This is a genomic window from Parashewanella spongiae, from assembly GCF_004358345.1.
GTDB classification, from domain to species: domain Bacteria; phylum Pseudomonadota; class Gammaproteobacteria; order Enterobacterales; family Shewanellaceae; genus Parashewanella; species Parashewanella spongiae.
This window is the reverse complement of record NZ_CP037952.1, coordinates 233372-258072: the sequence shown is the minus strand read 5'-3', so window position 1 is coordinate 258072 and position 24701 is coordinate 233372. Positions and strand designations below refer to the sequence as shown.

General features: G+C 41.9%; 11 protein-coding genes. 5 read left to right on the top strand and 6 right to left on the bottom strand.

Annotated elements, in window-relative coordinates; genetic code table 11:
* Nucleotides 1-304: 304 nt before the first annotated feature.
* The 3 genes from ltrA (E2I05_RS01010) to E2I05_RS01000 form a co-directional block, all read right to left on the bottom strand.
* Nucleotides 305-1585: a group II intron reverse transcriptase/maturase gene (gene ltrA, locus E2I05_RS01010; RefSeq protein ID WP_133309423.1), complete on the bottom strand. Its 1281-nt coding sequence runs from the start codon at nt 1583-1585 to the stop codon at nt 305-307.
* Between the two features lie 1314 nt (nt 1586-2899).
* Nucleotides 2900-5275 carry a penicillin-binding protein 1C gene (pbpC, locus tag E2I05_RS01005; RefSeq protein ID WP_145964458.1) on the bottom strand — a complete coding sequence of 792 codons (2376 nt, stop codon included), beginning with the start codon at nt 5273-5275 and terminating at the stop codon, nt 2900-2902.
* A gap of 53 nt (nt 5276-5328) precedes the next feature.
* Nucleotides 5329-10215, bottom strand: coding sequence for an alpha-2-macroglobulin family protein (locus tag E2I05_RS01000; protein WP_121854725.1), 4887 nt, complete (start codon nt 10213-10215; stop codon nt 5329-5331).
* 172 nt (nt 10216-10387) lie between these two features.
* Here E2I05_RS01000 and E2I05_RS00995 point away from each other — a divergent pair, with 172 nt between their 5' ends.
* Nucleotides 10388-12049, top strand: coding sequence for an AMP-binding protein (locus E2I05_RS00995; protein ID WP_121854726.1), 1662 nt, complete (start codon nt 10388-10390; stop codon nt 12047-12049).
* 203 nt (nt 12050-12252) lie between these two features.
* Here E2I05_RS00995 and E2I05_RS00990 read toward each other — a convergent pair whose 3' ends face one another.
* On the bottom strand, nt 12253-14160 hold the full coding sequence (locus E2I05_RS00990) for an SPRY domain-containing protein (protein ID WP_121854727.1): 1908 nt from the start codon (nt 14158-14160) through the stop codon (nt 12253-12255).
* A 1069-nt stretch (nt 14161-15229) separates the two neighbouring features.
* Here E2I05_RS00990 and E2I05_RS00985 point away from each other — a divergent pair.
* Nucleotides 15230-18484 carry a pentatricopeptide repeat-containing protein gene (locus E2I05_RS00985; RefSeq protein WP_133309421.1) on the top strand — a complete coding sequence of 1085 codons (3255 nt, stop codon included), beginning with the start codon at nt 15230-15232 and terminating at the stop codon, nt 18482-18484.
* A 214-nt stretch (nt 18485-18698) separates the two neighbouring features.
* On the opposite strand, the gene ltrA (E2I05_RS00980) is transcribed toward E2I05_RS00985, so the two are convergent.
* Both ltrA (E2I05_RS00980) and E2I05_RS00975 read right to left on the bottom strand, forming a co-directional pair.
* A complete protein-coding gene (gene ltrA, locus E2I05_RS00980) occupies nt 18699-19979 on the bottom strand; it encodes a group II intron reverse transcriptase/maturase (RefSeq protein WP_133309420.1) in 1281 nt (426 codons plus the stop codon).
* A 1311-nt stretch (nt 19980-21290) separates the two neighbouring features.
* Complete coding sequence (locus tag E2I05_RS00975; RefSeq protein WP_121854636.1) at nt 21291-22151, bottom strand: putative porin; 861 nt, start codon at nt 22149-22151, stop codon at nt 21291-21293.
* A 357-nt stretch (nt 22152-22508) separates the two neighbouring features.
* Here E2I05_RS00975 and mobA point away from each other — a divergent pair, with 357 nt between their 5' ends.
* The 3 genes from mobA (at nt 22509) to mutM (ending at nt 24656) form a co-directional block, all read left to right on the top strand.
* Nucleotides 22509-23075 carry a molybdenum cofactor guanylyltransferase MobA gene (gene mobA / locus E2I05_RS00970; protein WP_121854637.1) on the top strand — a complete coding sequence of 189 codons (567 nt, stop codon included), beginning with the start codon at nt 22509-22511 and terminating at the stop codon, nt 23073-23075.
* 41 nt (nt 23076-23116) lie between these two features.
* The gene (locus tag E2I05_RS00965) at nt 23117-23560 is read left to right on the top strand and encodes a hypothetical protein (protein WP_121854638.1); all 444 of its coding nucleotides are present in this window, start codon (nt 23117-23119) and stop codon (nt 23558-23560) included.
* A 277-nt stretch (nt 23561-23837) separates the two neighbouring features.
* The gene (gene mutM, locus E2I05_RS00960) at nt 23838-24656 is read left to right on the top strand and encodes a bifunctional DNA-formamidopyrimidine glycosylase/DNA-(apurinic or apyrimidinic site) lyase (RefSeq protein ID WP_121854639.1); all 819 of its coding nucleotides are present in this window, start codon (nt 23838-23840) and stop codon (nt 24654-24656) included.
* Nucleotides 24657-24701 lie beyond the last annotated feature (45 nt).

Genomic DNA, 24701 nt, shown 5'->3' with positions numbered 1-24701 from the left:
ATAAATTTAAAACTATTATCGCTAAATTAATTCCGTAAGCTTGCTGCCAAAAACACAAACTTAGCTCACAAATAATATTCACTATTAATAATATGTAAACAACATATACAACTACTAGCCTTATATCGGCACTTAATCTCAGTTATTTAACGATAAAGTTCAAAAGTATTCACAATCTCAGTGAATTCTCATCACTGATCGATAAAAAACAAATAGATTTCACTGAGTAAAAAAAGGAAAACAATACCAATTACAGTAATTAGGGTCTGTTGTTACACTTCTCTCAGCCCCTTCACTTTGCTTATCATCTTGTCGTGGGTAAATACTCAAGACCAGCTTGGCGTAATTTTTCGTAAGCACCTCGTGATAGATACTTGCTTCGACGTTGACTTAAGCGACGATGCCAGCGATAGAACCGGTTTACTACAAATCCATTTATTCTGAAAAATACACCTCTGGGATAACCTATCCCACCAAAATAGTGTTTCCATCCCCTCAGAACTTGATTAACCTTATTTATCAGTACGCCAAGTGTATTTGAGGTTCGGTGTTTCACTATGTCTCTGATTTTATTTTTCAGCTTTGTTTGGCTCTTCTTAGACGCCTGTATCTTGATGTAACTGGTGCCTTTGATGAGGCCTGTGATCCGTTGAAAGTTAAAACCGAGGAAATCAAACTCATTCATCAGCTTTCCCATATCCACACAGTGGGTTTTACTTTGATTTAGCTTCAGACCTTCATCACTTAATTGCTGTGTTATCCAGTCCAGTTGCTCTTGTGTGTAGGTTTGCTTATGAAGTACAACAAAATCATCTGCATAGGTAACGATTTTACACGGTGTTTTTTCGTGTATTTTCAAACAGAAATCGTTGAGATAGATGTTAGCCAGTAGTGGAGAGATAACTCCGCCTTGCGGAGTGCCACATCGGCTTGCTTCTATTCGCCATTTCCCGTTGACCGTCTCTATGCTGATGGGCGCTTTGATAAAGCTTTTCAGTAAACTCAGAAAGCTGCTGTCGCTTATTCGCCTTTCTACTTTTGCCATCAACTTAGCGTGCGGGATGGTATCGAAATAGGCGCTCAAGTCAGCATCAAGTACGTGCTGATAGCCTTGTTTTAGGCTCATTTCAATGACTTTTACCGCTTGCTGGGCGCTTCGACATGGACGATAACCATAACTGTGTTCATGTAAATGAGGTTCGTAGACGGGTTGCATCACTATTGTCATCGCCATTTGCACAATTCTGTCACTGATTATCGGGATCCCAAGTTTCCGCGTTTTGCCGTTGTCTTTGAGTATTTCTACTCGTTTGACTGGGCTAGGTCGATAGTTTTTCTGTTGTAATTGAGTTTGAATTTCTTTTAACAGCGCAACGACTTTCTTTTGCTGCTCTAGATAACTGAATGTGATGCCATCAATTCCTGCTCCGCCTTTATTGGCTTTGCATCGTCGATAGGCTTCTTCGAGTATATCTAGGCGACTGAGTTTATCGTACAAGCTGTAAAATCGTAGCTCCGAGTTAAGCTTTGAGCGTAAGTAAAGTTTTCGCTGTAATATTCTGATATTTACTGGAGTGTTAGCCATATGGCAATTTCACCTCAAAAGTTACGTTAAAAAACGGGTGTAACACTGAGCCCCTTCCCTGATGTAAAGTTATGTTGTCTTCACGGTTAACGGTACTATGGGCTCATCCGACTGCCTGAGCGCCCTATCTGAAATTTCGGTTTACCTTATATTCGGATAGTGGAAGTCACTACCTTCCAACACTCAGGCTCTCCCACGTTCACTTTATTTCCTTCAATACATGCCACTTCATATTACGCCGGAAGATCAAACAGATGCATTTACCAGTTGCTTCTCTGTTTGTGTCAGGGTTCGTCAACTAGGAAAGACTCCCCATCTTCATTTTTTGATTTACGACGCTTAACTGAATTCGCTTGATGCTGCGGCCTACATTGCATCTCAACCTTTATTCAGGGCCTTTGTCACAGGGCTTCATGTCATAGCGGTTACCCATTATGCATGCCCGTCAGATTTCGGGATGAACTGGTAATTATCCCGTCAGGTACGTTTCAACCTGATGGACTTATTATAAATAATAACGTTGCTGTCTCTGGTTTATGGCCATGTAATCGCTTGGCTGCGTATACGTTGAGACAAATCCCGCAACAGAATAAAGCGCTTCGTGGCGCTCCCTAGAAACATCAGTTGACTGCGTTCTCAAGCGTAGAAAAAATGGCTGATAGTAAGGCGTAGCTTGCAGCAAGTAGTTATTCTACTTGCAAAAGTTACAACGCAGATAGCAGTCATTTGAGCAAGCTTGTGAGCGTAGAGCACTTCACTCATTGGGTGAAAGCCATGATGATAAAATCATCATATTGCTCAAACAGTTACTCATATACTCAGCGTTCAACTGATGTTTTTAGGTTCAAGGCGTGAGCAGTGATGCTTAGCCATCTAAGTGAGCTGGTCACAACACAGAACAGTGAATGCTCAAAAGCATCGAAGACAGCGTAAATTGGTCATTTCTGCTGCGTTATCGTTTTCTTATTTGGAAACGAAGTAACGACAGTTTTGTATGTCGATAATAACTATGTCTTCATCAATTTCACTTGTACTTTGAACACATACATAGCTCTGAGTTGGTTATTTAATTACTGTAATTGGTATAATTAAGTACCTGCCGATAAGTTCTTTGATAATTACTATGCTCAGGTTTAGTGCTATACAAGACGCAATGTAGGGCGCATAGCCGTAGCTATGTAACCGAAGTTGCAACACCGTAGAGTACTTAAACTGGGCACTAGAAAATCTTAAGAAACCTATGGTCAGGTACTTACATAGCTCTGAATTGAGCATTTAATTATTGTAATTGGTATAAGAAGGCATAACGAGGAATTATTTACTAAATAAATTTACCTTTCCAATCGCACCCAGTTTATCCACAGCGATAATTTGGTTTTTCCCTAGGTGTAATTGTTTGAGCTGAAGCTTATTACCACGCTTTGTGTAGGTATCATTCGAATAAATGATATTACCATTGAAATACCATTCAACTGTGCCAGTTGCGCCTTCAACTTCGAGCCTTATATCCATCGCAATATCATAATTAGAAATTGTGTTAGATGTAGGGAGTTTAAACCACTGCCCGTCTTCTGCACCAACAATTCTCAATTGCTGATCTACTGAAGCTTGCACTAAGCACTTAGATGAATAAGGCGGTAATTTACTCGTTTGTTTCAATGACTGAGGCAACCATGATTCTAATGCCGCTGGCCATAGATAGACCGACTTTGATTCAGTTAAACGAGTATGCATGCCCTTTTCTTGTAGCGGCTGGCAAAACCTGTCGAGCCTCATTCCAGAAATTTCATCAATTACGGCATGCATTTCAGGATTAAAGAAACCATCTTTGCCATCAACATTTAACGTTCTTGGGGTGACGCCATTTATGGTCCACGCTGTCTGTTGTTTATCACATCCTTGCTTCACCATTTTTTGATCACGTCCGTCGGGCCAACAAATCCTAGTTTCAATTACTGATGCTGGCTGCTCAATATGCTTAACCTTATTTTCATTACTACTAACCAAGCGCTGAAATACTGAAAATAGCATTGGTCCAGCTGTTGTCGCGCCTAATTTATCTGCCATTGGTTTGCCATCTGGGCGACCAAGCCACACCCCGACGGTATAATTCGCCGTAACTCCAATCGCCCATACATCACGATTACCGAATGAGGTTCCTGTCTTCCATGCAATCTTAGGTGCTAACTCTGCTGATAACCCTACTTGTGTTGTCGGAGGTTTAACCCCTAATAAGGTCTGGTAAGTGATCCACGCCGCAGCTTCACTCATCAAAGATCGCCCTTCACGTTTTTTTTCATTACGAGTAAATTGCAAGGGATACACCTTGCCTTTATTCGCTAACGACGAGTACAAACTAACTAATTTTTGTAAATTAATACCCACGCCACCTAAAATCATCGCGCTATTTGGTACCCCTGATGGGAGGGTAAGAGTTTGTCCTACATGAGCTAATTCATTGGCAAATTTTTGCTCTCCGTAGGCTTCTATCAATTGTACGAATGGCAAATTAAGGGAACGTTGCAAAGCTTCTGAGATTGAAACAGGCCCGCTGAACCCTTTTGAAAAATTCTGCGGTTTATACTGGCTATTCACTCGAGGAACATCGGCCATTAATGATTGCGAGTGGATCAAATTATCATCCAAACTCAGCCCATATAACAGAGGTTTCAAGGTTGAACCCGGTGATCGCAGCGCCGTGATCATATCGACCTGCCCAGCTCGGGTCGTATCTAAAAAATCCGCTGATCCGAGGTAGGCTTTTATTCGGTGACTTTGGTTTTCCACCACTAAGACGGCAGTTGAGATCTCTTTTCCCTGCGCCTTGGCATACGATTTTACATAATCAGTTAACCAGTACTGTAAGTTTTCATCAATATAGGTTTGAATAACGGAGCGCTGTGGATATTGTTGTTTCAGGCGCTGCGCCAAAATAGGCGCTTGCATCGGACGAAATAAAGGCCAAACGGCTACCGACTCTTGCTTGGCTCGGTTCACTTTATTTAAAGACCAAAGGTTGAATTTTTTTAATCTATCTAGCAGCTTGTCTCTGGCTTGTTGTGCACGCTTTGGGTGTCTGTCTGGCCGCAATCGAGAAGGCGCTTGAGGTAGAATAGCTAACAATGCTGCTTCGGCGGGACGAAGCTCTGAGGCATTTTTTTGCAGATATTGCAGGCTGGCTGCTTGTACCCCCTGAATCGTACCGCCATAAGGTGCATAATTAATGTAAAGCGTTAAAATTTGTTGTTTTGAAAAGTGCCACTCAAGCTGCAAAGCACGAAACATTTGATACAATTTGCCGCTTATGGTGCGAGCATGAGGATAGAATATTCTCGCTACTTGCATGGTCAGTGTAGAGCCTCCTGACACCACTTTACCGTGTCGTAACCATTGCCACGCCGCACGTGAAAGACTCGCAGGGTTAATGCCAAAATGGTAGTAGTAAAATCTATCTTCGTAACCCAATAAAGCTTGCAAATAGTCATCGGATACTTGGTCAACCCGAATGGGGTAACGCCAGATCCCCTGAGGATCAGAAAATGCCCGCAAAGGTGTCCCTTTTCCACCAACCACCAGCGACGCATCTGTAGAAGTTTCATTGTTTGCCGTGACAGGCACTCCTTGCAACGGCCACAACCAGTCGGCAATGACGAATGCCCCCATGCCTAGGCCAAGAGTGATGACAATCAATAAAATAACGCGCTTTAGCCAATCCCTCTTCAATACCGCAAACAAAATCTGGCTTACTCCATAACTTTTAAGGCTTGATAATGATTACCAATTCCTCGTAGCTGTGGTCGATACATGGACTCAACCAGAGCCGGTGGCACTTGATATACGCCAGGATTTACTGCGCGCGAAATAAAATAAAGAGTTTGCTCTGTACCTTTAGGTAGATCCAACGCCGCCACATAACGATCATCTCGGAAGGCTTGGTACTCAATATTAGCATTATTCTTAATGTATTTACCGTCAATTGTCAGATTGGATAGCTTTAAAGCATGTTCAAGATTTTGATTCTCTAACTCCAGCCCTGCAGGCATCAAATTGACCAAAAGGGCATCCGAGATCCGCTCGTTTGACTGCATGTTAACCCGAGTCAATACCAAGTCTCCAATATGCAGATCAGATAGATCCTCAAGGGCTGACGCCATTCCAGATTTAAGCAAATAATGACGAGTGCGGACTTTAATGCCGCGGTTAAGTTCAAACTGTGGTTGTTTGCGTACCCCGCTATAAATAAAGCCCGCGAACAAACTATTATCGGTTTGATTGATAAAACGGATCGGCTCACTTTCAGCTTCAACAGCCAGTGTTTTCAAATAGCGGCCAGCCTGTTTTATTTGTTGCTTATTTGTCCCAACTTGAAGCTCCCCATGCCAATCATCGGCTGTAGCTTGTTGCTCTAAGATCATGGATAAGCGAAATAAGCTACTGCGCTCTTGTGTGCTTAAATAACTAGCGCGATTGAGCAAGGTTTGCAGATCAAGCAAACGTTCCATCGCCTTTTGTACCATGACATCGGCGCTGATCAATGCATGGATGAGCATTGCCTCATCACGAATAACGCTGCCGTAATCCCCTAAATATATGCTGGTATGACGATGTTTTTTAAGTGCTTTAGCAATAATTTTCTCACCTTCTGCTTTACTACCTGAATACATCATCGCTAAACCAAGTTGTACGCCTTGCAGTGGTGATTGAGCATTATTCAGTTCACGTTCAGCAATATCGCGCAAAGGACCTAACGCGACCTTTCCGCTTTGCGCTAACAAGTAGGCGGCATAGGTTTTGTAAGCCAATTGATAATGAGAAGGTGCTTGGCTCCAGTGACGCACGTACAAAGGGGAACGAGCATTTATATAAGTTTGTAAGCGTTTTTGAGCTCGACTGAGCAAATTATTCGGCACGGAATAACCTGCCTGCGCCAATTGTATTAAGGTCTCTGTGGCATAAGCCGTTAACCAATGCTCCTCAGCACCATCTGCCGACCACAAGGCAAAACCGCCGTTCGCCAACTGCAATTCGGCAAAACGATTCATTCCATCAGTGACTTTTTGCGAAGAAGACAAAGATGAACTCGCATTTTCACTTGTTGTTTCATCTTGTTTAAAACGGCTCGTATCCACATGGGCAAATGCAGCTGCAGCTATTGGGTTGGTTTTACTGGCCGTTTGCTCCAAACAAGCGTAAGGGTATTGATTTAAGTATCGCCAGTTTTCAGCCGTACTTAGCTCTGGTTGACTCGCCACTTGCAATTGCAGCTCTACGGATTCGGGAATAAAGTCGGAAAATTCTTTCCTGTCGATTTCAACACCACCACCTGCACCAATCGCAGCAATATTTTGTTGGTAAATAGCGGGCTGAGGCTGCCGAACCCCAATACTCCAATGTCGCTTAAGGGTCTCATGATTGATTTTAATCTCAGCGTTTATGTTAGCGGTTCCAGCTTGAGTGTCTGCAAGCATTCGCATTTTGATGGTTTGTTTGACGTTAGGCGCTAACGAAAACTTAAGGGGATCTGTGACGGCTAATGTCGCTACCGCGCCAGAGGTGGATATGGCTAGATCGATCTGCTGCTCTGTATCCGTCATATTGACTAAATCCAGTGCCAATTGCGTGCTGTCATTAGTGGCTAAAAATTTCGGTGTAGCTAACTGGGCCACAACGGGGGAGGCAATGTTCACTTGCTGTTCGGCTTTACCAAAACGATCCCCAGAAAAAGCCACTGCTGTTAACTTAAGCTGACCTTCAAATTGAGGTAAAACCAGTGGGATCTGCGCTTTACCCTGTTTTATTTTGACCAAGCCACTGAATAAACTGACCATTTGAACTTGATTTTTAGGCTGTGCCCCACCACGAGTCAGATCAGCATCGCCGCCCCAGCGCTGAAGCGCTTGCTGCGCCCAATCATAACTCAATACTTGGTCGAACATATCTCTGATCACGGCACTGTATTGATGTTGGCGATAAAAGAAATCAAACGGGTTGCCAATGCGGTATCCTGTAACATTGAGTATGCCTTGATCAACTGCCGACAAGGTCACATAGATTTCACCACCATTGATGTTCTGTTGTTGCTTCGTGTTATTGCTATCGACAGAAACCACAGCCTGAACCGTTTGATTTGGACGCCAAGATTCAGGTACATCAATATCAACGCTAAGCTGTCGTTGTTCGCGTACAAGTTTCACAGGAATGACACCAAAGCTTCGTTTCGCGACTTGCTGGCTGTCACTGCCCGGCGCGACAACAAAAGCACTCAAATACACATCGTGCCGACCAATACCTTCGGGGATGGTAAAACTTGCTTCAGCTTGTTTATCGGCTAACTCAACCATTGTACTACTGATGACAGTATCCGTTTCGAGTAATAACAATGCCTTGCCATTAGTCGGTGCCGCAATGCGAACCTTTGCCGTTTCACCGCCATGATAAGCAGCCTTATCCAGAGCCAAAGTCACTCTGTCTGGTCGAATATGAATGCCGTTATTATTCCAATTAGCGTACCATGATTTACCCGCATCAAAACGATAAATGGTTTTTGCTTGAGAGGTTACATTAGTGACTTCGAGTCGATAGCGTCCCCATTCGACGGGCATGGCTAATGACACTGGCGATGTGGTTGAAAACCTTACATCATCACTGGCTGCAAGATACTCATTCTTTTTAACTTCATAGTGCCAGCCTCGGCTTTGAGTAAAACTCCAAAAATATTGCTTTTCTTCACGATACAATTTTATGTTACCGCTACCAGCCACCAAGCTGCCGTTTTCATCGGTATTGATGAGCTCAAATTTGGCCTGTTCATTTTGACTGGCACGATCGTCAGAAAATAACGGCCTAACTCCAGCGAAATGAGCTTTTGGCCAATACAGTAGACGGGTGCTACGATTCACTGCTCGACCGCCACTCTCATATAAACTGTAGTTCAGATTAATTGCAGTGGGTACTTGCCATTGCTTAAGGCCGATATCCGTTGAGAGCTTGGTTTGATGCCCCCCTCTTTCATTCAACTTTGCTGTCGGTAAGTCGATGGGATAATCGGCCTTCGCATCTTTATCACCAAACATAAACTTCGGCCATTGAGAAAAAGGCTCAACATATGAGCTTAAGCGCACTTGGGTATCCAATCGATTACCGGCTGCTGGCGCGCCATACAAATAATCGCCTTGAACGTCGACTATAGGCGTTTGGCCTTTCACAAAACTATGAAGCTTTTTGTCGTCACGATTGATATTAAGTTTCAGTCTATCCGGCAAAAATTCTTCAACACTGAACCTAAAACGTTCAGCTTGATCTGACGCTTTGGAAGTCTTAATCACAAATTGCCATTGACCAAGTTGGGCCGCATTTGGCAACGCGATATCAAGTTGATAATAGCCATCTGCGGTGGCGGTCACTTGCCATTGGTTAAAAACTTGCCCGTCTGGTTTTCGCAGCTCGATGTATATGCGCCCACCAATATTTTCGCCGTCTGCTCCTCGTTTCAGTACGCTGAGATTCACCTTTTCTCCCGGGCGGTAAATATTTCGCGGCGAATAAACAAAAAACTCAACCGATTGTGTTGGACGGCCTGACACATCAAACTTTGACAAGTCGAATTCAGCACCTTGGACTTCTAGTACTGTAGTTTGGTTGTCTTTTTTAGCCAGAATTAATGTCGGCCGTTGTCGGTAAGATCCACTTGGTTCTGAAGAAAAAACAAAAGCGCCCTCTTTATCCGTTTTACCTTTCCCCCACAGCTTTGATTTTCGATTCAATATCTGAATGTCAACATCAGACAGCAGCTCACCACTGTTAATATCTTGGGCAATCAGTCGAGTTTGACTTGGATACTTTCGAAGTTGTAATCCAATCGCAGAAATACTGAACCAAGTTTTCGCATCCGGTTTGAATTGTCCAGGACGTGCCAAGGTCGCAAAATATATCCCAGCCTCTTTAACCGGTTTGTAGTGATTAACATCTAGTAGCACCCGATTGCGTACATTTTTTTTATCATTGATTTCAATGCGGGAGGTATAAACATGAGTCAGCATCTCTTGTAGCGACTCAATGTTGTAATACTTCACGTACTCGAAAAACTTAGCAACGCTGTCGTTTTTAACCCGGTATAAATTAAACTCGGCCTCAGGCACATTGACGGCAATTACCGGCAAAGATTCAGCTTTACCCGGCACCATAACCGCACCTTGAGTTTCAAAGCCCACCATAGCTGACATCGCGCGGCTCTTAATGCTTTTATGACTTCCTTGATGCAGAGTTTGCTGATTTACAGCAACAAGACCTGCCATCACTTGCACTTGGTATTGAGTGTCCGGTGACAAGCCAAAATAATTTAATGTACGTCCATTTTCGCTTAATACTGGAGTAGGTAATTGCGGCGTAATCACAATATAACGACTGAAATTTTGATCAGGGTTAAGCGGAATACTGAACAATAGACTCAAGGCATTTTGTGCGCCTTGCTCTCGCTCTGAAATATCTTGCAATACTAGTGGTGTGTGCGCAGACACCTTTTGTTCTATGGCAGCTCTTTTTGGTGTTGCCGATGCTTCATTTTCAGCAGGTTGACAAGCACTTAATATAAGTAACACACTAAAAACTAAACATGATTTGATCAATTTCATTTACGCAATCCCTATTTTTTCATCCCTGAATACTGTGCTCGCCAGTTTTAGGTTGACCTATGTTTGTTGTAATAGTTCCAGTCCATTTGCGCCACTTGTGAAAAGTCGCCATACTGATGAGTCAAAACTCTAATGAAGTATAATAACCCTTAAAATATCAGGGAGAAACCCTATGACGAACACAATAAAAACGCCAGTGGAAATGCTCGACCATTGGGCAAAAACGCAAGGGGATGATATTTACCTACGCCAGCCAATAAACGGGCAATTTCATGATTTAACTTGGCTACAAGTTCAAACTCAGGTGCGACAACTTGCGGGTGCACTGCGCCATTTAGGACTCAAGCCGGGTGATAAAATTGGTTTATTATCCAAAAATTGTGCTGAATGGTTTATTACTGATCTTGCATTAATGCTGGGTGGTTATATCAGTGTCCCGATTTATCCCACAGCCAATGCCGATACCATCAGTTATGCACTCGAGCACAGCGCTGCAAAAGCCATATTTGTGGGAAAACTGGATTACTGGGCGGAACAAGAGTCTGCTATTGGTGGTGAAGTTCTTCGTCTTTCACTGCCATACGATACTATGCCTTCACAGTATCATTGGAATGATTTACTCACACTTAGCGAACCTTTGATTGATGTGCCATATCCTGATATTGAACAAACTATGACCCTGATTTACACCTCAGGTTCAACCGGTCGTCCCAAAGGCGCGATTCAGACATTTGCCAGTTATGGCTGGACTTGCCAAAAGGTTGTAGCCGATCTTCAAACTGATCAACAAGATCGGCTGTTATCGTATCTTCCTTTGGCGCACATCACCGAACGTGTCGCGATTGAAGGCTCGTCTTTTTACTCAGGCACTCCTGTGGCCTTTGTGGAAAGCCTCGATTCATTTGTCGAAGATGTGAAACGTGCTTCGCCGACAGTATTTTTCTCCGTACCTCGGCTTTGGAGTCTTTTTCAAAAGAATATTATTGATAAAATAGGTAGTGATAAAAAGCTTAACTTATTACTAAAACTCCCGATCATCAGTGGGTTGGTGAAACGCAAAATCAAACAAGGTTTAGGCTTAGAGCATTGTCGTCTTCTCGGCTCAGGCTCGGCACCTATTCCACCTGCAACCCTCAATTGGTACGCCAATATCGGACTGAATATTTGCGAAGCTTGGGGCATGACAGAAAACTGTGCCTACTCAATCATCAATTACCCATTTAATCGTGAAAAACTTGGCACCATTGGTAAGCCCGTTGCCGGTTGTGAAGTCCGCCAAGGTGACAATGGCGAACTATTAGTAAAGAGCCCAGGATTGATGAAGGCATACTATAAAGATGAAGTCACGACTCAAGCATCATTTACTGAAGATGGATTTTTCCTCACTGGGGACATTTGTGCCATCGATCCACAAGGATATTTAAGTATTACTGGCCGCGTAAAAGACAATTTTAAAACCGCCAAAGGCAAATACGTCGCGCCTGTACCCATTGAACGCAAATTGGCACAAGATACTCACATTGAAATGCTGTGTGTAATTGGCTCTGGTTTACCTCATCCGATAGCCTTAGTGCAATTGGCCGAAGGCGCGGCACTTAAACCGAGAGATGAAGTGCGCGCGTCATTGAAAGCTACCATAGACAGTATCAATCCAACGCTTGAATCACACGCCACAATTGATGCGATTATTATCGTCTCTGAGCCATGGACGATTGAAAACGATGTATTAACACCAACCTTGAAAATCAAGCGGCATGTGTTAGAAAAACAATTCAGTGAGTTGGTGGACGGCACTCGCGGTGCAGTAATCAAATGGCAAGATGAGCTAAAGTAAACAGTCTCTAACCTGAAAAGTGCGTAAGAACTGCTCAGGTTAAGTACCTGTCGATAAGTTCTTTAATAATTATTGTGTTCAGGTTTAGTGCTATACAAGACGCAATGTAGGGCGCATAGCCGTAGCTATGTAACCGAAGTTGCAACACCGTAGAGTACTGAAACTGGGCACTAGAAAATCTTAAGAAACTTATGGTCAGGTACTTAATTGAGGACATTCCATATTCCTGTAACAGGTTGTTGGCATATTAGGCAAGCGGCGTAACCTTTAGCTGTCACTTGTACATGCTCAGTGCAAAAGGTCGCATGACCACATGGCAATGAAATATTATTGATAGGTCCGTTACACGTCATACAACTTGCTGCGATCACCCAAACGTCCTTCTTATATAAATCGGCACGGTATTTATCCTCTTTCGCTCTACTAAAGCAGTTATCGGTGATATTCGATCCATCGTCATGTACCATCGCATAAGGCGAATAATGATAGCTAACCAATTCAACCCGTTTGATTTTTTTCTGATAGAACGCGACGACAGGTTTCATCGGTGGTTCTATAGCAGTAAAAGCCACGCGTTCCTGCTCATTGTTTACTGAAAAGGTGACCGTTGAGTCTCCAGAATGTTCTAAAGAAATCGTCATATCTAACAAAGTGCCGCTTTGATGGAACTCTTTGAAAGATTTATTATCCGCTTCTCCTTCAGAATAAAGCATTCCTTTATAGGAACGATACACATACAAACTTTTAGACTCATATATTCGTTTTTGCTTTGAGTTTTCAATCCCTTCTACGCTGCTCTCACGTGTAACACCTATGCATGTACTGGCTCCTTTATCAATTTCAATGTGAAAACTAAATTGATGTTTCCCAATCTCATGGATCGATTTATTTAACATGCAAAGAGAATTTCCCGATTGTTCAGAATCTCTAAACACAGCATTGCCTTCTTGGTTCAGATGAATCTCGCCCATAATATTGTCTCTATCAAAACACAAAAATGGGTTATTCGACTGACGCTTTGATGAGGCAAGTTCCTCTGTTAAAGGTTGAACACTGTGAGTTATAGGCCATGCTTTGAAATGCACATGCCGTGGGTCATTGACTTCATATTTAACAAGTTTGATGCATTTTTCATATGCCGCATAGAAAGCAATAACAGGCTGAACATAGCCATTCAGCCCATGAGGCATATTACCAATCAACGTGCCATTGCGATAAAAGGCAATCTGCCTTTTTTCCATATCAATATACATCACCAGTTCAACGGTATTTCCGTCTTTACATTCAAGAGGGGCTAGTGATAACTTTAAATCCCCACACAAGTAAATACCTCCTTCATAACTGCGGTATAAGAAGGTATTACGGTGATGATAAAAACGTTCTACCTTCTTTGTCATTAACTCTTTATCAGAAATAAAAGGGTAGCGAACCAGCCCAATGCAAGTTGCCGAACCAAGGTCAGTGATAACGTTGAAGGTTAATTTGTGTTGACCTGCATTGAGTGGGCCTCCTATTAAGACATAAGCATTTCCTTGCTGAACTTCTGTTCTCGTCACCACTTTAGAATCAAAATCAACCTCTACAGGGCCTTCTTGTTGCGTGAAAGTCACTTGTTCGGTTACATCTAACAACTCAGGCGCAATACTTGCCGCCGTTACACGCCGTTTAAGCTGCTTTAGCTCTTCTCCATTTATTCTCAAAGCCTCATCGCGCGTTGCACTATGTCTTGACCCTTCATCGGAATGAAATTCAGATATTTCCCGTAGCTCTTTTGAGAACACAACCTGCCCATCAATCCCAAGCGACACTCGTTGCATGGCTCCCGCTTCAGAATCATATTTATCTAATGCAAACGAAATTCGTTCTTTATCAGCAGTTGGTAATAAGGTTTGAATATTACAAAAGTATGCTCTCAATGCATCAGCATTGGCTGTTTCAGTCGCTCGATTTAATTTCCAGACATTGTTGGCGAGCACAGTCAGCGATGACTCAGTTTCTGAGCCAAGTTCTGTGGATACGTCTTCAATTAATTTCAAGTTACAAGAGGATCGATAATCACTTTCGGCAGTAATGTTTGGAGCTAAAAAAAATGACCGCGCTACTTCAATCATATAATTTCACCCATGAAAACGTGTTCAAATCATAAATCACACCAGCAATGCTTTACCCTAGAAACATCAGTTGACTGCGTTCTCAAGCGTAGAAAAAATGGCTGATAGTAAGGCGTAGCTTGCAGCAAGTAGTTATTCTACTTATAAAAGTTACAACGCAGATAGCAGTCATTTTAGCAAGCTTTTGAACGTAGAGCACTTCACTCATTGGGTGAAAGCCATGATGATAAAATCATCGTATTGCTCAAACAGTTATACCAATTACAATAATTAACTTCCCACTCAGTAAGAGCTAAAGGATTTCAGTACAAGGCGCAAGTTTGAAGTACTTTCGGGATAATCCAAAAACTTGTAACCTAGTAATGGAATCCTTTAGTCTTGCCCTTCGGGAGCTTGTATGTTTTCAAATTACTACGCAAAATTGTCTCAACGTAGCAATGTAATAACGACAGTTTTGTATGTCGGTAATAACTATGCCTTCATCAATTTCACTTGTACTTTGAACACATACATAGCTCTGAGCTGAGAATTTAATTACTGTAATTGGTATTACTCATATACTCAGCGTTCAACTGATGTTTTTAGGTTTATTGCATTAGGCACTCATATTCACTAACGAGGTTATAACGCATCAACATCAACTTTATGAAATTAATATTTTTTCACGAGCGAATTCAAATGTGCCCTGCAAGGAGTGCGATGACACGGCCAACAAAATGAAGCACATAAATTTCTGTTGATAATAAAGGTTGATATAAAATGGCTTAAATCAACCCTAAAATTGACAGGTTTTCACGTGAAGTTTGATAATTTTTTTGGAACAAATGAGTTTAAAAAATAATATAGTTTGATAATTCTTAACTCATTTTTTGGACTGAACCAATTTACGCACAATTTCATTATTTTTTTGAGTCTGAGATACAGCTATGAGCTACCAAACGGCTCCCTGTGTGGTGGATAATTTTCTGTTATACATTTATAGAATGCCTTAAAGCTGAATATTTTTGTATTTATCATTTCAGTGCGTTATTTCTTAGCTTGTTAATTCACTCACTTATTGAGTAATGTGATGGCGACAGTGCGCACTCCTGCTGAGCAACAATCAATATATAGATTCATGCTCAAAAGCCTCCAAGAATACCCTAGCGAAGCTCTATCCTATCTTAACTTTGAGGTTTCAAGGTTTGATGGTGATGAAAACTTACAACAGGGTTATCAAAGATTAAACAAAACCGATAGACAAAAGCTGTATGATTTTTTCAACAATAAGTCATCGTCGACTCGCTCTAACTCTCGCACACGAGAGACTCATTATTGTATGAAGCCAAGTAATGTTCGCCAACGTTTTGCAACTGAGCCCCGCTCCATTACTCCTAAATCGAGCATTCGATATACCAAGCAAATACAGCAACCACCTTCCTCACCTAATTCCTTTTTTACTCAGACTAGTGCGCTCATCCACTCTTGGAAACTTAAACAGAAAACCAAGAATCAACTGGGTATTGAGTTAAATGTATTAATTGGTGGTTGCACTAAACTTTCGCAGCTTATTGAAATCATTCACAGCCTAAAAAGCGACAAACAGGTCATGGAAACATCATGGGACATAAGGTTAATCCATAAACTGTTACACAAAGCGGCCGAGTTTTCTGACAGCCATTCATCTAATTTTGACGGCATTTTTAGTGACATAACACGATTTAAATCGTTCTATGAATCGAAAACATGCACACTATTATTGAAATTAATTAAGTTAAATTTAAATTATTCAGATGCCAAAAGGTTGGTGCTAAGCAATGCAGCTGAAGCCAGCTTAATACAACAATGGGGCGTTGAGCTTGATGTTGCCATATACAATGCCTTTATCACGGTATGCGCTAAGACTGGCCAGTTTGATAGTGCTTGGCAACTGGTGTGTGATGATAAGCCCGTGATGGCACCTCATTTGCCATTAAAAGCTAATCAAATCACCTGCATGAATTTGCTGACGGCCTGCGCTGAAATGGAGCGTTTTACAGAAGCCAAATCATTGGTGTTGGGCGATACAGCTACAGCCAGCTTAATGCAACAATGGGGCATCAAGCCTGATGATGCCATTTACAATGCCTTCATCACGGTATGCGCTAAAACTGGCAAGTTTGATAGTGCTTGGCAACTGGTGTGTGGTGATAAACTCGTGATGGCACCTCATTTGCCATTAAAAGCCAATCAAATCACCTGCATGAATTTGCTGACGGCCTGCGCTGAAATGGATCGTTATGCAGAAGCCAAATCATTGGTATTGGGTGATACAACTACAGTTACAGCCAGCTTAATGCAGCAGTGGCGCATCAAGCCTAACGTTGCCATTTACAATGCTTTTATCAGGGTATGCGCTAAAACAGGCCAGTTTGATAGTGCTTGGCAACTGGTGTGTGGTGACAAGCCTGTGATGACGCCTTATTTGCCATTAAAAGCCGATAAAATCACCTGCCTGAATTTGCTGACGGCCTGCGCTGAAGCGGGGCGTTATGCCGAAGCCAAATTATTAGTGTTGGGCGATGGCGATACAGCCAGCTTAATGCAGCAATGGGGCATTAAGTCTAATGTTGCCATTTACAATGCTTTTATCAGGGTATGCGCTAAAACAGGCCAGTTTGATAGTGCTTGGCAACTGGTGTGTGGTGATAAGCCTGTGATGGCACCTCATCTACCACTAAAGTCAGATTCAATCACCTGCATGAATTTGCTGTCTGCCTGCGCTGAAACGGGGCGTTATGCAGAAGCCGAATCATTGGTGTTGGGCGATGGCGATACAGCTACAACCAGCTTAATGCAGCAGTGGTTCATCAAGCCTGATGTTGCCATTTACAATGCTTTTATCAGGGTATGCGCTAAAACAGGCCAGTTTGATAGTGCTTGGCAACTGGTGTGTGGTGATAAGCCTGTGATGGCACCTTATCTACCACTAAAGGCAGATTCAATCACCTGCCTAAATTTGCTGACGGCCTGCGCTGAAGCGGGACGTTATGTCGAAGCCAAGTCATTGGTGTTGGGCGATGACGATGGCGATACAGTCAGCTTAATGCAGCAGTGGTGCATCAAGCCTGATGTTGCCGTTTACAGCACCTTTATCACGGTATGCGCTAAAACGGGCCAGTTTGATAGTGCTTGGCAACTGGTGTGTGGTGATAAGCCCGTGATGGCACCTCATCTACCACTAAAGGCTGATTCAATCACTTGCCTGAATTTGCTGGCTGCCTGCGCTGAAACAGGGCGTTATGCAGAAGCCAAATCATTGGTGTTGAGCGATGGCGATACAGCTAGCTTAATGCAGCAATGGGGCATCAAGCCTAACGTTGCCATTTACAGTGCCTTTATCACGGTATGCGCTAAAACTGGCCAGTTTGATAGTGCTTGGCAACTGGTGTGTGGTGATAAGCCCTTGATGACACCTCATTTGCCATTTAAGGCCAATCAAATCACTTGCATGAATTTGCTGGCTGCCTGCGCTGAAGCGAGGCGTTATGCAGAAGCTAAATCATTGGTGTTGGGCGATACAGATACAGCCAGCTTAATGCAACAATGGAACATCAAGCCTGATGTTCCCGTTTACAGTTCCTTTATCACGGTATGCGCTAAAACGGGCCAGTTTGATAGTGCTTGGCAACTGGTGTGTGGTGATAAGCCTGTGATGGCACCTCATCTACCACTAAAGGCTGATTCAATCGCTTGCCTGAATTTGCTGGCTGCCTGCGCTGAAACAGGGCGTTATTCAGAAGCCAAATCATTGGTGTTGGGCGATGATGATACAGCCAGCTTAATGCAACAATGGGGCATCAAGCCTGATGTTGCCATTTACAATGCCTTTATTAAAGTATGTATTAAGGCTAAGGAATTTGACGCTGAAATATGGTATTTAGAAAAAATAATGAACAAATGTGACATGAGTACTCCTTCACAAATACATGCTCAACTTGCGCCGCTTGAAAAAGATAATTTTGCAAGCATGATTGATAAAGGGATAACAGAAGGAATATATAAAAAAAATGTTGGCTTAATGAATCATTGTATCGATTTGCATATGGATAAAATCTTCGAAGGACATTCAGGCAATGGTACACATATTCGAGGTGTTCCATTAGCTTTCGCAAAACTATTATTTTGTTACCACAAAAAAAACAATGAAAACAACATAACATCGATCATAACTGGATATCATGGTAATAATACGTTAAAAAGTGGAATGATAAGTTTTCTCAAAGATGAATTTGAACTTGAGTTTATCGAGGATAGATTCAACTCAGGAATGATAGTATTGAGCAAGTCTGTCCATATAACTTGATACTCGCGAGCACACTTTTTAGTATGATCGCATCATAAAATGAATATCATAGAACAACGACAATATTAAAATGTTAATTGCATTTTTGTTTTAAGTAGAGTAGGCTACTGGCTTCGCTATCGCTTATCCAGCAGCCCCTCTTCGATTCCGTGCATGAGGTTTTCCCTCACACGGCTCTGTTGTTACACTTCTCTCAGCCCCTTCACTTTGCTTATCATCTTGTCGTGGGTAAATACTCAAGACCAGCTTGGCGTAATTTTTCGTAAGCACCTCGTGATAGATACTTGCTTCGACGTTGACTTAAGCGACGATGCCAGCGATAGAACCGGTTTACTACAAATCCATTTATTCTGAAAAATACACCTCTGGGATAACCTATCCCACCAAAATAGTGTTTCCATCCCCTCAGAACTTGATTAACCTTATTTATCAGTACGCCAAGTGTATTTGAGGTTCGGTGTTTCACTATGTCTCTGAGTTTATTTTTCAGCTTTGTTTGGCTCTTCTTAGACGCCTGTATCTTGATGTAACTGGTGCCTTTGATGAGGCCTGTGATCCGTTGAAAGTTAAAACCGAGGAAATCAAACTCATTCATCAGCTTTCCCATATCCACACAGTGGGTTTTACTTTGATTTAGCTTCAGACCTTCATCACTTAATTGCTGTGTTATCCAGTCCAGTTGCTCTTGTGTGTAGGTTTGCTTATAAAGTACAACAAAATCATCTGCATAGGTAACGATTTTACACGGTGTTTTTTCGTGTATTTTCAAACAGAAATCGTTGAGATAGATGTTAGCCAGTAGTGGAGAGATAACTCCGCCTTGCGGAGTGCCACATCGGCTTGCTTCTATTCGCCATTTCCCGTTGACCGTCTCTATGCTGATGGGCGCTTTGATAAAGCTTTTCAGCAAACTCAGAAAGCTGCTGTCGCTTATTCGCCTTTCTACTTTTGCCATCAACTTAGCGTGCGGGATGGTATCGAAATAGGCGCTCAAGTCAGCATCAAGTACGTGCTGATAGCCTTGTTTTAGGCTCATTTCAATGACTTTTACCGCTTGCTGGGCGCTTCGACATGGACGATAACCATAACTGTGTTCATGTAAATGAGGTTCGTAGGCGGGTTGCATCACTATTGTCATCGCCATTTGCACAATTCTGTCACTGATTATCGGGATCCCAAGTTTCCGCGTTTTGCCGTTGTCTTTGAGTATTTCTACTCGTTTGACTGGGCTAGGTCGATAGTTTTTCTGTTGTAATTGAGTTTGAATTTCTTTTAACAGCGCAACGACTTTCTTTTGCTGCTCTAGATAACTGAATGTGATGCCATCAATTCCTGCTCCGCCTTTATTGGCTTTGCATCGTCGATAGGCTTCTTCGAGTATATCTAGGCGACTGAGTTTATCGTACAAGCTGTAAAATCGAAGCTCCGAGTTAAGCTTTGAGCGTAAGTAAAGTTTTCGCTGTAATATTCTGATATTTACTGGAGTGTTAGCCATATGGCAATTTCACCTCAAAAGTTACGTTAAAAAACGGGTGTAACACTGAGCCCCTTCCCTGATGTGAAGTTATGTTGTCTTCACGGTTAACGGTACTATGGGCTCATCCGACTGCCTGAGCGCCCTATCTGAAATTTCGGTTTACCTTATATTCGGATAGTGGAAGTCACTACCTTCCAACACTCAGGCTCTCCCACGTTCACTTTATTTCCTTCAATACATGCCACTTCATATTACGCCGGAAGATCAAACAGATGCATTTACCAGTTGCTTCTCTGTTTGTGTCAGGGTTCGTCAACTAGGAAAGACTCCCCATCTTCATTTTTTGATTTACGACGCTTAACTGAATTCGCTTGATGCTGCGGCCTACATTGCATCTCAACCTTTATTCAAGGCCTTTGTCACAGGGCTTCATGTCATAGCGGTTACCCATTATGCATGCCCGTCAGATTTCGGGATGAACTGGTAATTATCCCGTCAGGTACGTTTCAACCTGATGGACTTATTATAAATAATAACGTTGCTGTCTCTGGTTTATGGCCATGTAATCGCTTGGCTGCGTATACGTTGAGACAAATCCCGCAACAGAATAAAGCGCTTCGTGGCGCTCCCTAGAAACATCAGTTGACTGCGTTCTCAAGCGTAGAAAAAATGGCTGATAGTAAGGCGTAGCTTGCAGCAAGCAGTTGTTCTACCTGAAAAAGTTACGCAGACAGCAGTCATTTTAGCAAGTTTGTGAGCGTAGAGCATTTCACTCATTGGATGAAAAACATGATAATAAAATCATCGTATTGCTCAAACAGTTACTCGTATACTCAGCGTTCAACTGATGTTTTTAGGTTTAATGTTCTAAATGATTTTGGGGCAAAAGCGAGTTGATTTACCCAGACGATAAACGGTACAAACAAGCAAAAAATGACAAACTTTATTATAAAATATCAAGCTTTATTATAGTCGCACAATAAAAAGCCAGTTGAATTTAGCAACTGGCTTTATGATCATAATTTAACCTAAACATATCAATTGAACGCACAATTTAACTTTAATCTATTGAAGTTAAATACAAGATTAAACAACCCGAATTCACCCATCAGGTGAGTGCTGAACATTCATATACTTGCCAAAATCACCGCTAGCTGCGTTATAAATTTTGCAAGTAGTAACGAAGTAACGACAGTTTTGTATGTCGATAACCACTACTAGCTGCTATTCATGCCTTGCTATCAATAATTTTTTCTGCGTATATTAACGCTCCCAACCAATTTATTTAGGTTTAAGGACAAAGGCCTACTTTTGTTCCACAGGCCTCAACTAAAAACGACCACTCAATCCAACCGAGTAGTAGACACCATCAATATCTGGTTTAAACAGCTTATTTACATTGAATTTAGCTGTAATAGAGTCCGTCAACTTTAAAACATAACTGGCATTACCTTCGAAAGCTTCCTCGTCTCTGTCATCACCGTCTTGCCGAGAATAACCCAGACCAATACTTAGCGTATCCATAAGATACCAATCCGCGTCTGCAGAGTAATAAGTCAGATCACCTGAAGAACTCGTCTGCGTTGTCGCAGAAGTTTGCTTAGTATCCCAAGAGCTGCGGCCGATGCCGGCTTTTAAATACAAACCTGAAGTTGTTTCAAACGCCGTATAGCTCTCGACACCAATACCATACGTGTCACCCTCAGTCACTTTACGGCTTGTTAGATCTTTCTTGGTTAAATCATCTTCCGAATGTTCATAGTTTACGTAAATAGCAGCCGTTTCTGTGAAAAAGTAACCAACTGAAACACCATAACTGTCTTGTTCATTATCATATTTATTCGATTCTGAACGATCATAGCTACCAGAAATATACCACTGAGAATCTAGAAAATACTGACCATCTAGAACAAGATTGTCATTTTTCTTTTTATCGGCTTCAATGTAGTTCACACCAAAATTTGATGTCCGGCTTAAAAATCCCGTTAAATTATAAGGACGGTTACTTTTCTCAACATTGTCGAGATAATAACGGTACGCACCTTTCCAATAACTACTGTCTGAGTTATCGCTGTTTGAGCTATACACAAGCTTTGCTTCATGTTGATAGGAGCTGCGGCCTTCTGCAGCATAAGCTGCGCCATTTATCATTCCAATACACAATGCAAGATAACTTATCCGTAACTTCATAACCTTTCCTTGTCTCTGACGTTGATTTCTCAACAAACAATCGGAGTATAGAAGAGCATATTCAATCTCGCCAATTGCAGCAAAGTACTATCACAGCTGGATTAGCGGGCATTTTATCGTTTTGGCATTAAATTAATTGATAAAAATGTGAACAAAACACTTGCGAACAATAATGAGAATGATTACTATTAGCTTGCGTTCCAAAACTCACTTAAGAAAATTCACGGTATGTTGGTTGCGAATTTTCTTATTTGAGTCTGCAAGCACAACATTGCTCACACACTCTTTGTGGCCGGACTCATCATCCGGCTATTTTTTTGCTAAAATCCCACCAAATTCCTGTTAATTTTAATTCCTATGACATCAGTGACAGAAGCTTTTATCCTTGCAGGAGGCCAAGGCCGACGTATGGGGTATCAAGACAAAGGTTTAGTTGAATACCAAGGGTTACCATTAATCAAACACGTCATTGATGCTATCACCCCGCAAGTACAACAGCTCAATATCATTGCGAATCGCAATATCGATACCTATAAAAATTTCGACTGCCCCGTATACAAAGACAAGCAACGGGGTTTTTTAGGGCCATTAGCTGGGATTCAAACCGCTTTTAATCATTGTCAGGCCGACTTATTATTAATTGTGCCTTGTGACACGCCTCTATTACCAAGCAATTTATACCAGCAACTTGAACAACAACTGATTAATAATAACGCTAATCTAGCCATTGCCTGTGATGAGCTAAAAACCCACCCAGTGATCATGTTAGTGAAAACTACATTAGCCACCAGCTTAAACAGTTATCTTGCTTCTGATCAGCGAAAGGTGATGAAATGGTGTGAACAAGAGCATTGCTGCAAGGTGATGTTTAACAGTCACTATTTCACTAATTTTAATACCATAGAATCAACAATTGATTCATAAGCTGTTAAACTCAAATCATCACCTGAATTCAAGTAAACGTTATGGCATTAGCTCGTAGGCAATGGAACAATATCATTATTTTTTGTTGTATTTTTATGGTCGCAACACTGTCTTTTTTGCAGCAGAAAACCACTGATATTCCGAGCTCAGCGCAACCTCTTTTTGATCAGAATATTCACCTGTCGCAATTACAGCTTGATGCAGTATGGTTTAGCCAAAATAATAAAAAAGGTCAGTGTGATCGTCGCGTATCCAATTGCCAAGCTTGGAAACAGGCTTGGAATAATGTCCAAGTATCTCCCGTTACACTTTCCGATATACCGACTGAAGATCCCCTTGAACTCATACTCACCATTGCAGATTCTCCTGCCGAGCAAGTATGGTTACTTTTTCCTGATAAAGGCTTATTAAAAACATCTTCTGGCAACTGGTACTTAATCCCACCCAGTCAACGTCAACACTTATTACCTAAATTAGTTCAATAACTTGAGTGCTGCGCAAGTGTACTTTTATTGGTTTTTCATGAAACTGACGTTTTGGCTAAATCCCCTATTAGCCGCATTTAAGCTTTAAGTCAGACGGAGTGATGTCTTCGTCATTCATCGTTACTTACTGGGAATTTTCACCAACCCAAACCAACAACAAATGGTGCAGATCATGAAATTTTTAAATCCTAAAATATCGCAAAAAATCACGTAAGATAATTTTCATGCTCTCGCAAATACCTTATGATGATAAAAGCCAAAAACAATCAAGAATCCGATGCCTGAATTACCTGAAGTAGAAGTGACACGTCAGGGCATTGCGCCCCACTTAATCAATCAAACACCTGTTGAACTTATTATTCGCAACAGAAGTTTGAGATGGCCGATCCCTGATGTCGCTCAAAATATTATTGGACAAAAAATTCGTGCTGTATATCGCCGCGCTAAATATTTGCTGGTAGAAACCCAAGCGGGTACGACCATCATTCACCTTGGAATGTCTGGTAGTTTACGCGTACTTCCTGTTAATACCCCTATTGAAAAACATGATCATGTTGACTTGGTACTCGATAATAAAAAGCTATTGAGATTTAACGATCCTCGTCGTTTTGGTGCATGGCTTTGGTACGAGCTGCCAATGGAAAATCATCCATTATTCTCTAAGCTCGGCCCTGAGCCACTAACAGACAGTTTTAATGTAGAACAGTTTTCCACTGCACTTATCGGCAAGACAAAGGCCATTAAACTGTGTTTAATGGACAATCATATGGTGGTAGGGGTCGGTAACATTTATGCCAATGAAGCCTTATTTAAGGCAAAAATAAATCCAAGCGCCGCTGCAGGGCAAGTGGATCACGCTCGCTTAGGTGAACTTGTGAGTGCAGTAAAAGATATTTTGGCGAAGGCAATAACCCAAGGTGGTACCACTCTCAAAGATTTTACCAACGCCGAAGGAAAGCCTGGTTATTTTGCTCAAAAACTCCATGTATATGGCCGTGGCAACCAAACTTGTGATGTCTGTGGTCATTTATTATCAGAGATAAAACTCGGTCAGCGCACCACGGTTTTTTGTGGTATTTGCCAGCCTATCAAATAGTGAACAATGTTTAATTTATTACATTAAGACAATATCGCTATAATG

Coding starts and splice junctions, on each gene's coding strand:
- E2I05_RS00990 (WP_121854727.1), bottom strand. CDS start 14,160: ATGATTGAAGTAGCGCGGTCATTTTTTTTAGCTCCAAACATTACTGCC.
- E2I05_RS01000 (WP_121854725.1), bottom strand. CDS start 10,215: ATGAAATTGATCAAATCATGTTTAGTTTTTAGTGTGTTACTTATATTA.
- ltrA (WP_133309420.1), bottom strand. CDS start 19,979: ATGGCTAACACTCCAGTAAATATCAGAATATTACAGCGAAAACTTTAC.
- E2I05_RS00965 (WP_121854638.1), top strand. CDS start 23,117: ATGGCATTAGCTCGTAGGCAATGGAACAATATCATTATTTTTTGTTGT.
- E2I05_RS00995 (WP_121854726.1), top strand. CDS start 10,388: ATGACGAACACAATAAAAACGCCAGTGGAAATGCTCGACCATTGGGCA.
- mobA (WP_121854637.1), top strand. CDS start 22,509: ATGACATCAGTGACAGAAGCTTTTATCCTTGCAGGAGGCCAAGGCCGA.
- E2I05_RS00975 (WP_121854636.1), bottom strand. CDS start 22,151: ATGAAGTTACGGATAAGTTATCTTGCATTGTGTATTGGAATGATAAAT.
- E2I05_RS00985 (WP_133309421.1), top strand. CDS start 15,230: ATGGCGACAGTGCGCACTCCTGCTGAGCAACAATCAATATATAGATTC.
- ltrA (WP_133309423.1), bottom strand. CDS start 1,585: ATGGCTAACACTCCAGTAAATATCAGAATATTACAGCGAAAACTTTAC.
- mutM (WP_121854639.1), top strand. CDS start 23,838: ATGCCTGAATTACCTGAAGTAGAAGTGACACGTCAGGGCATTGCGCCC.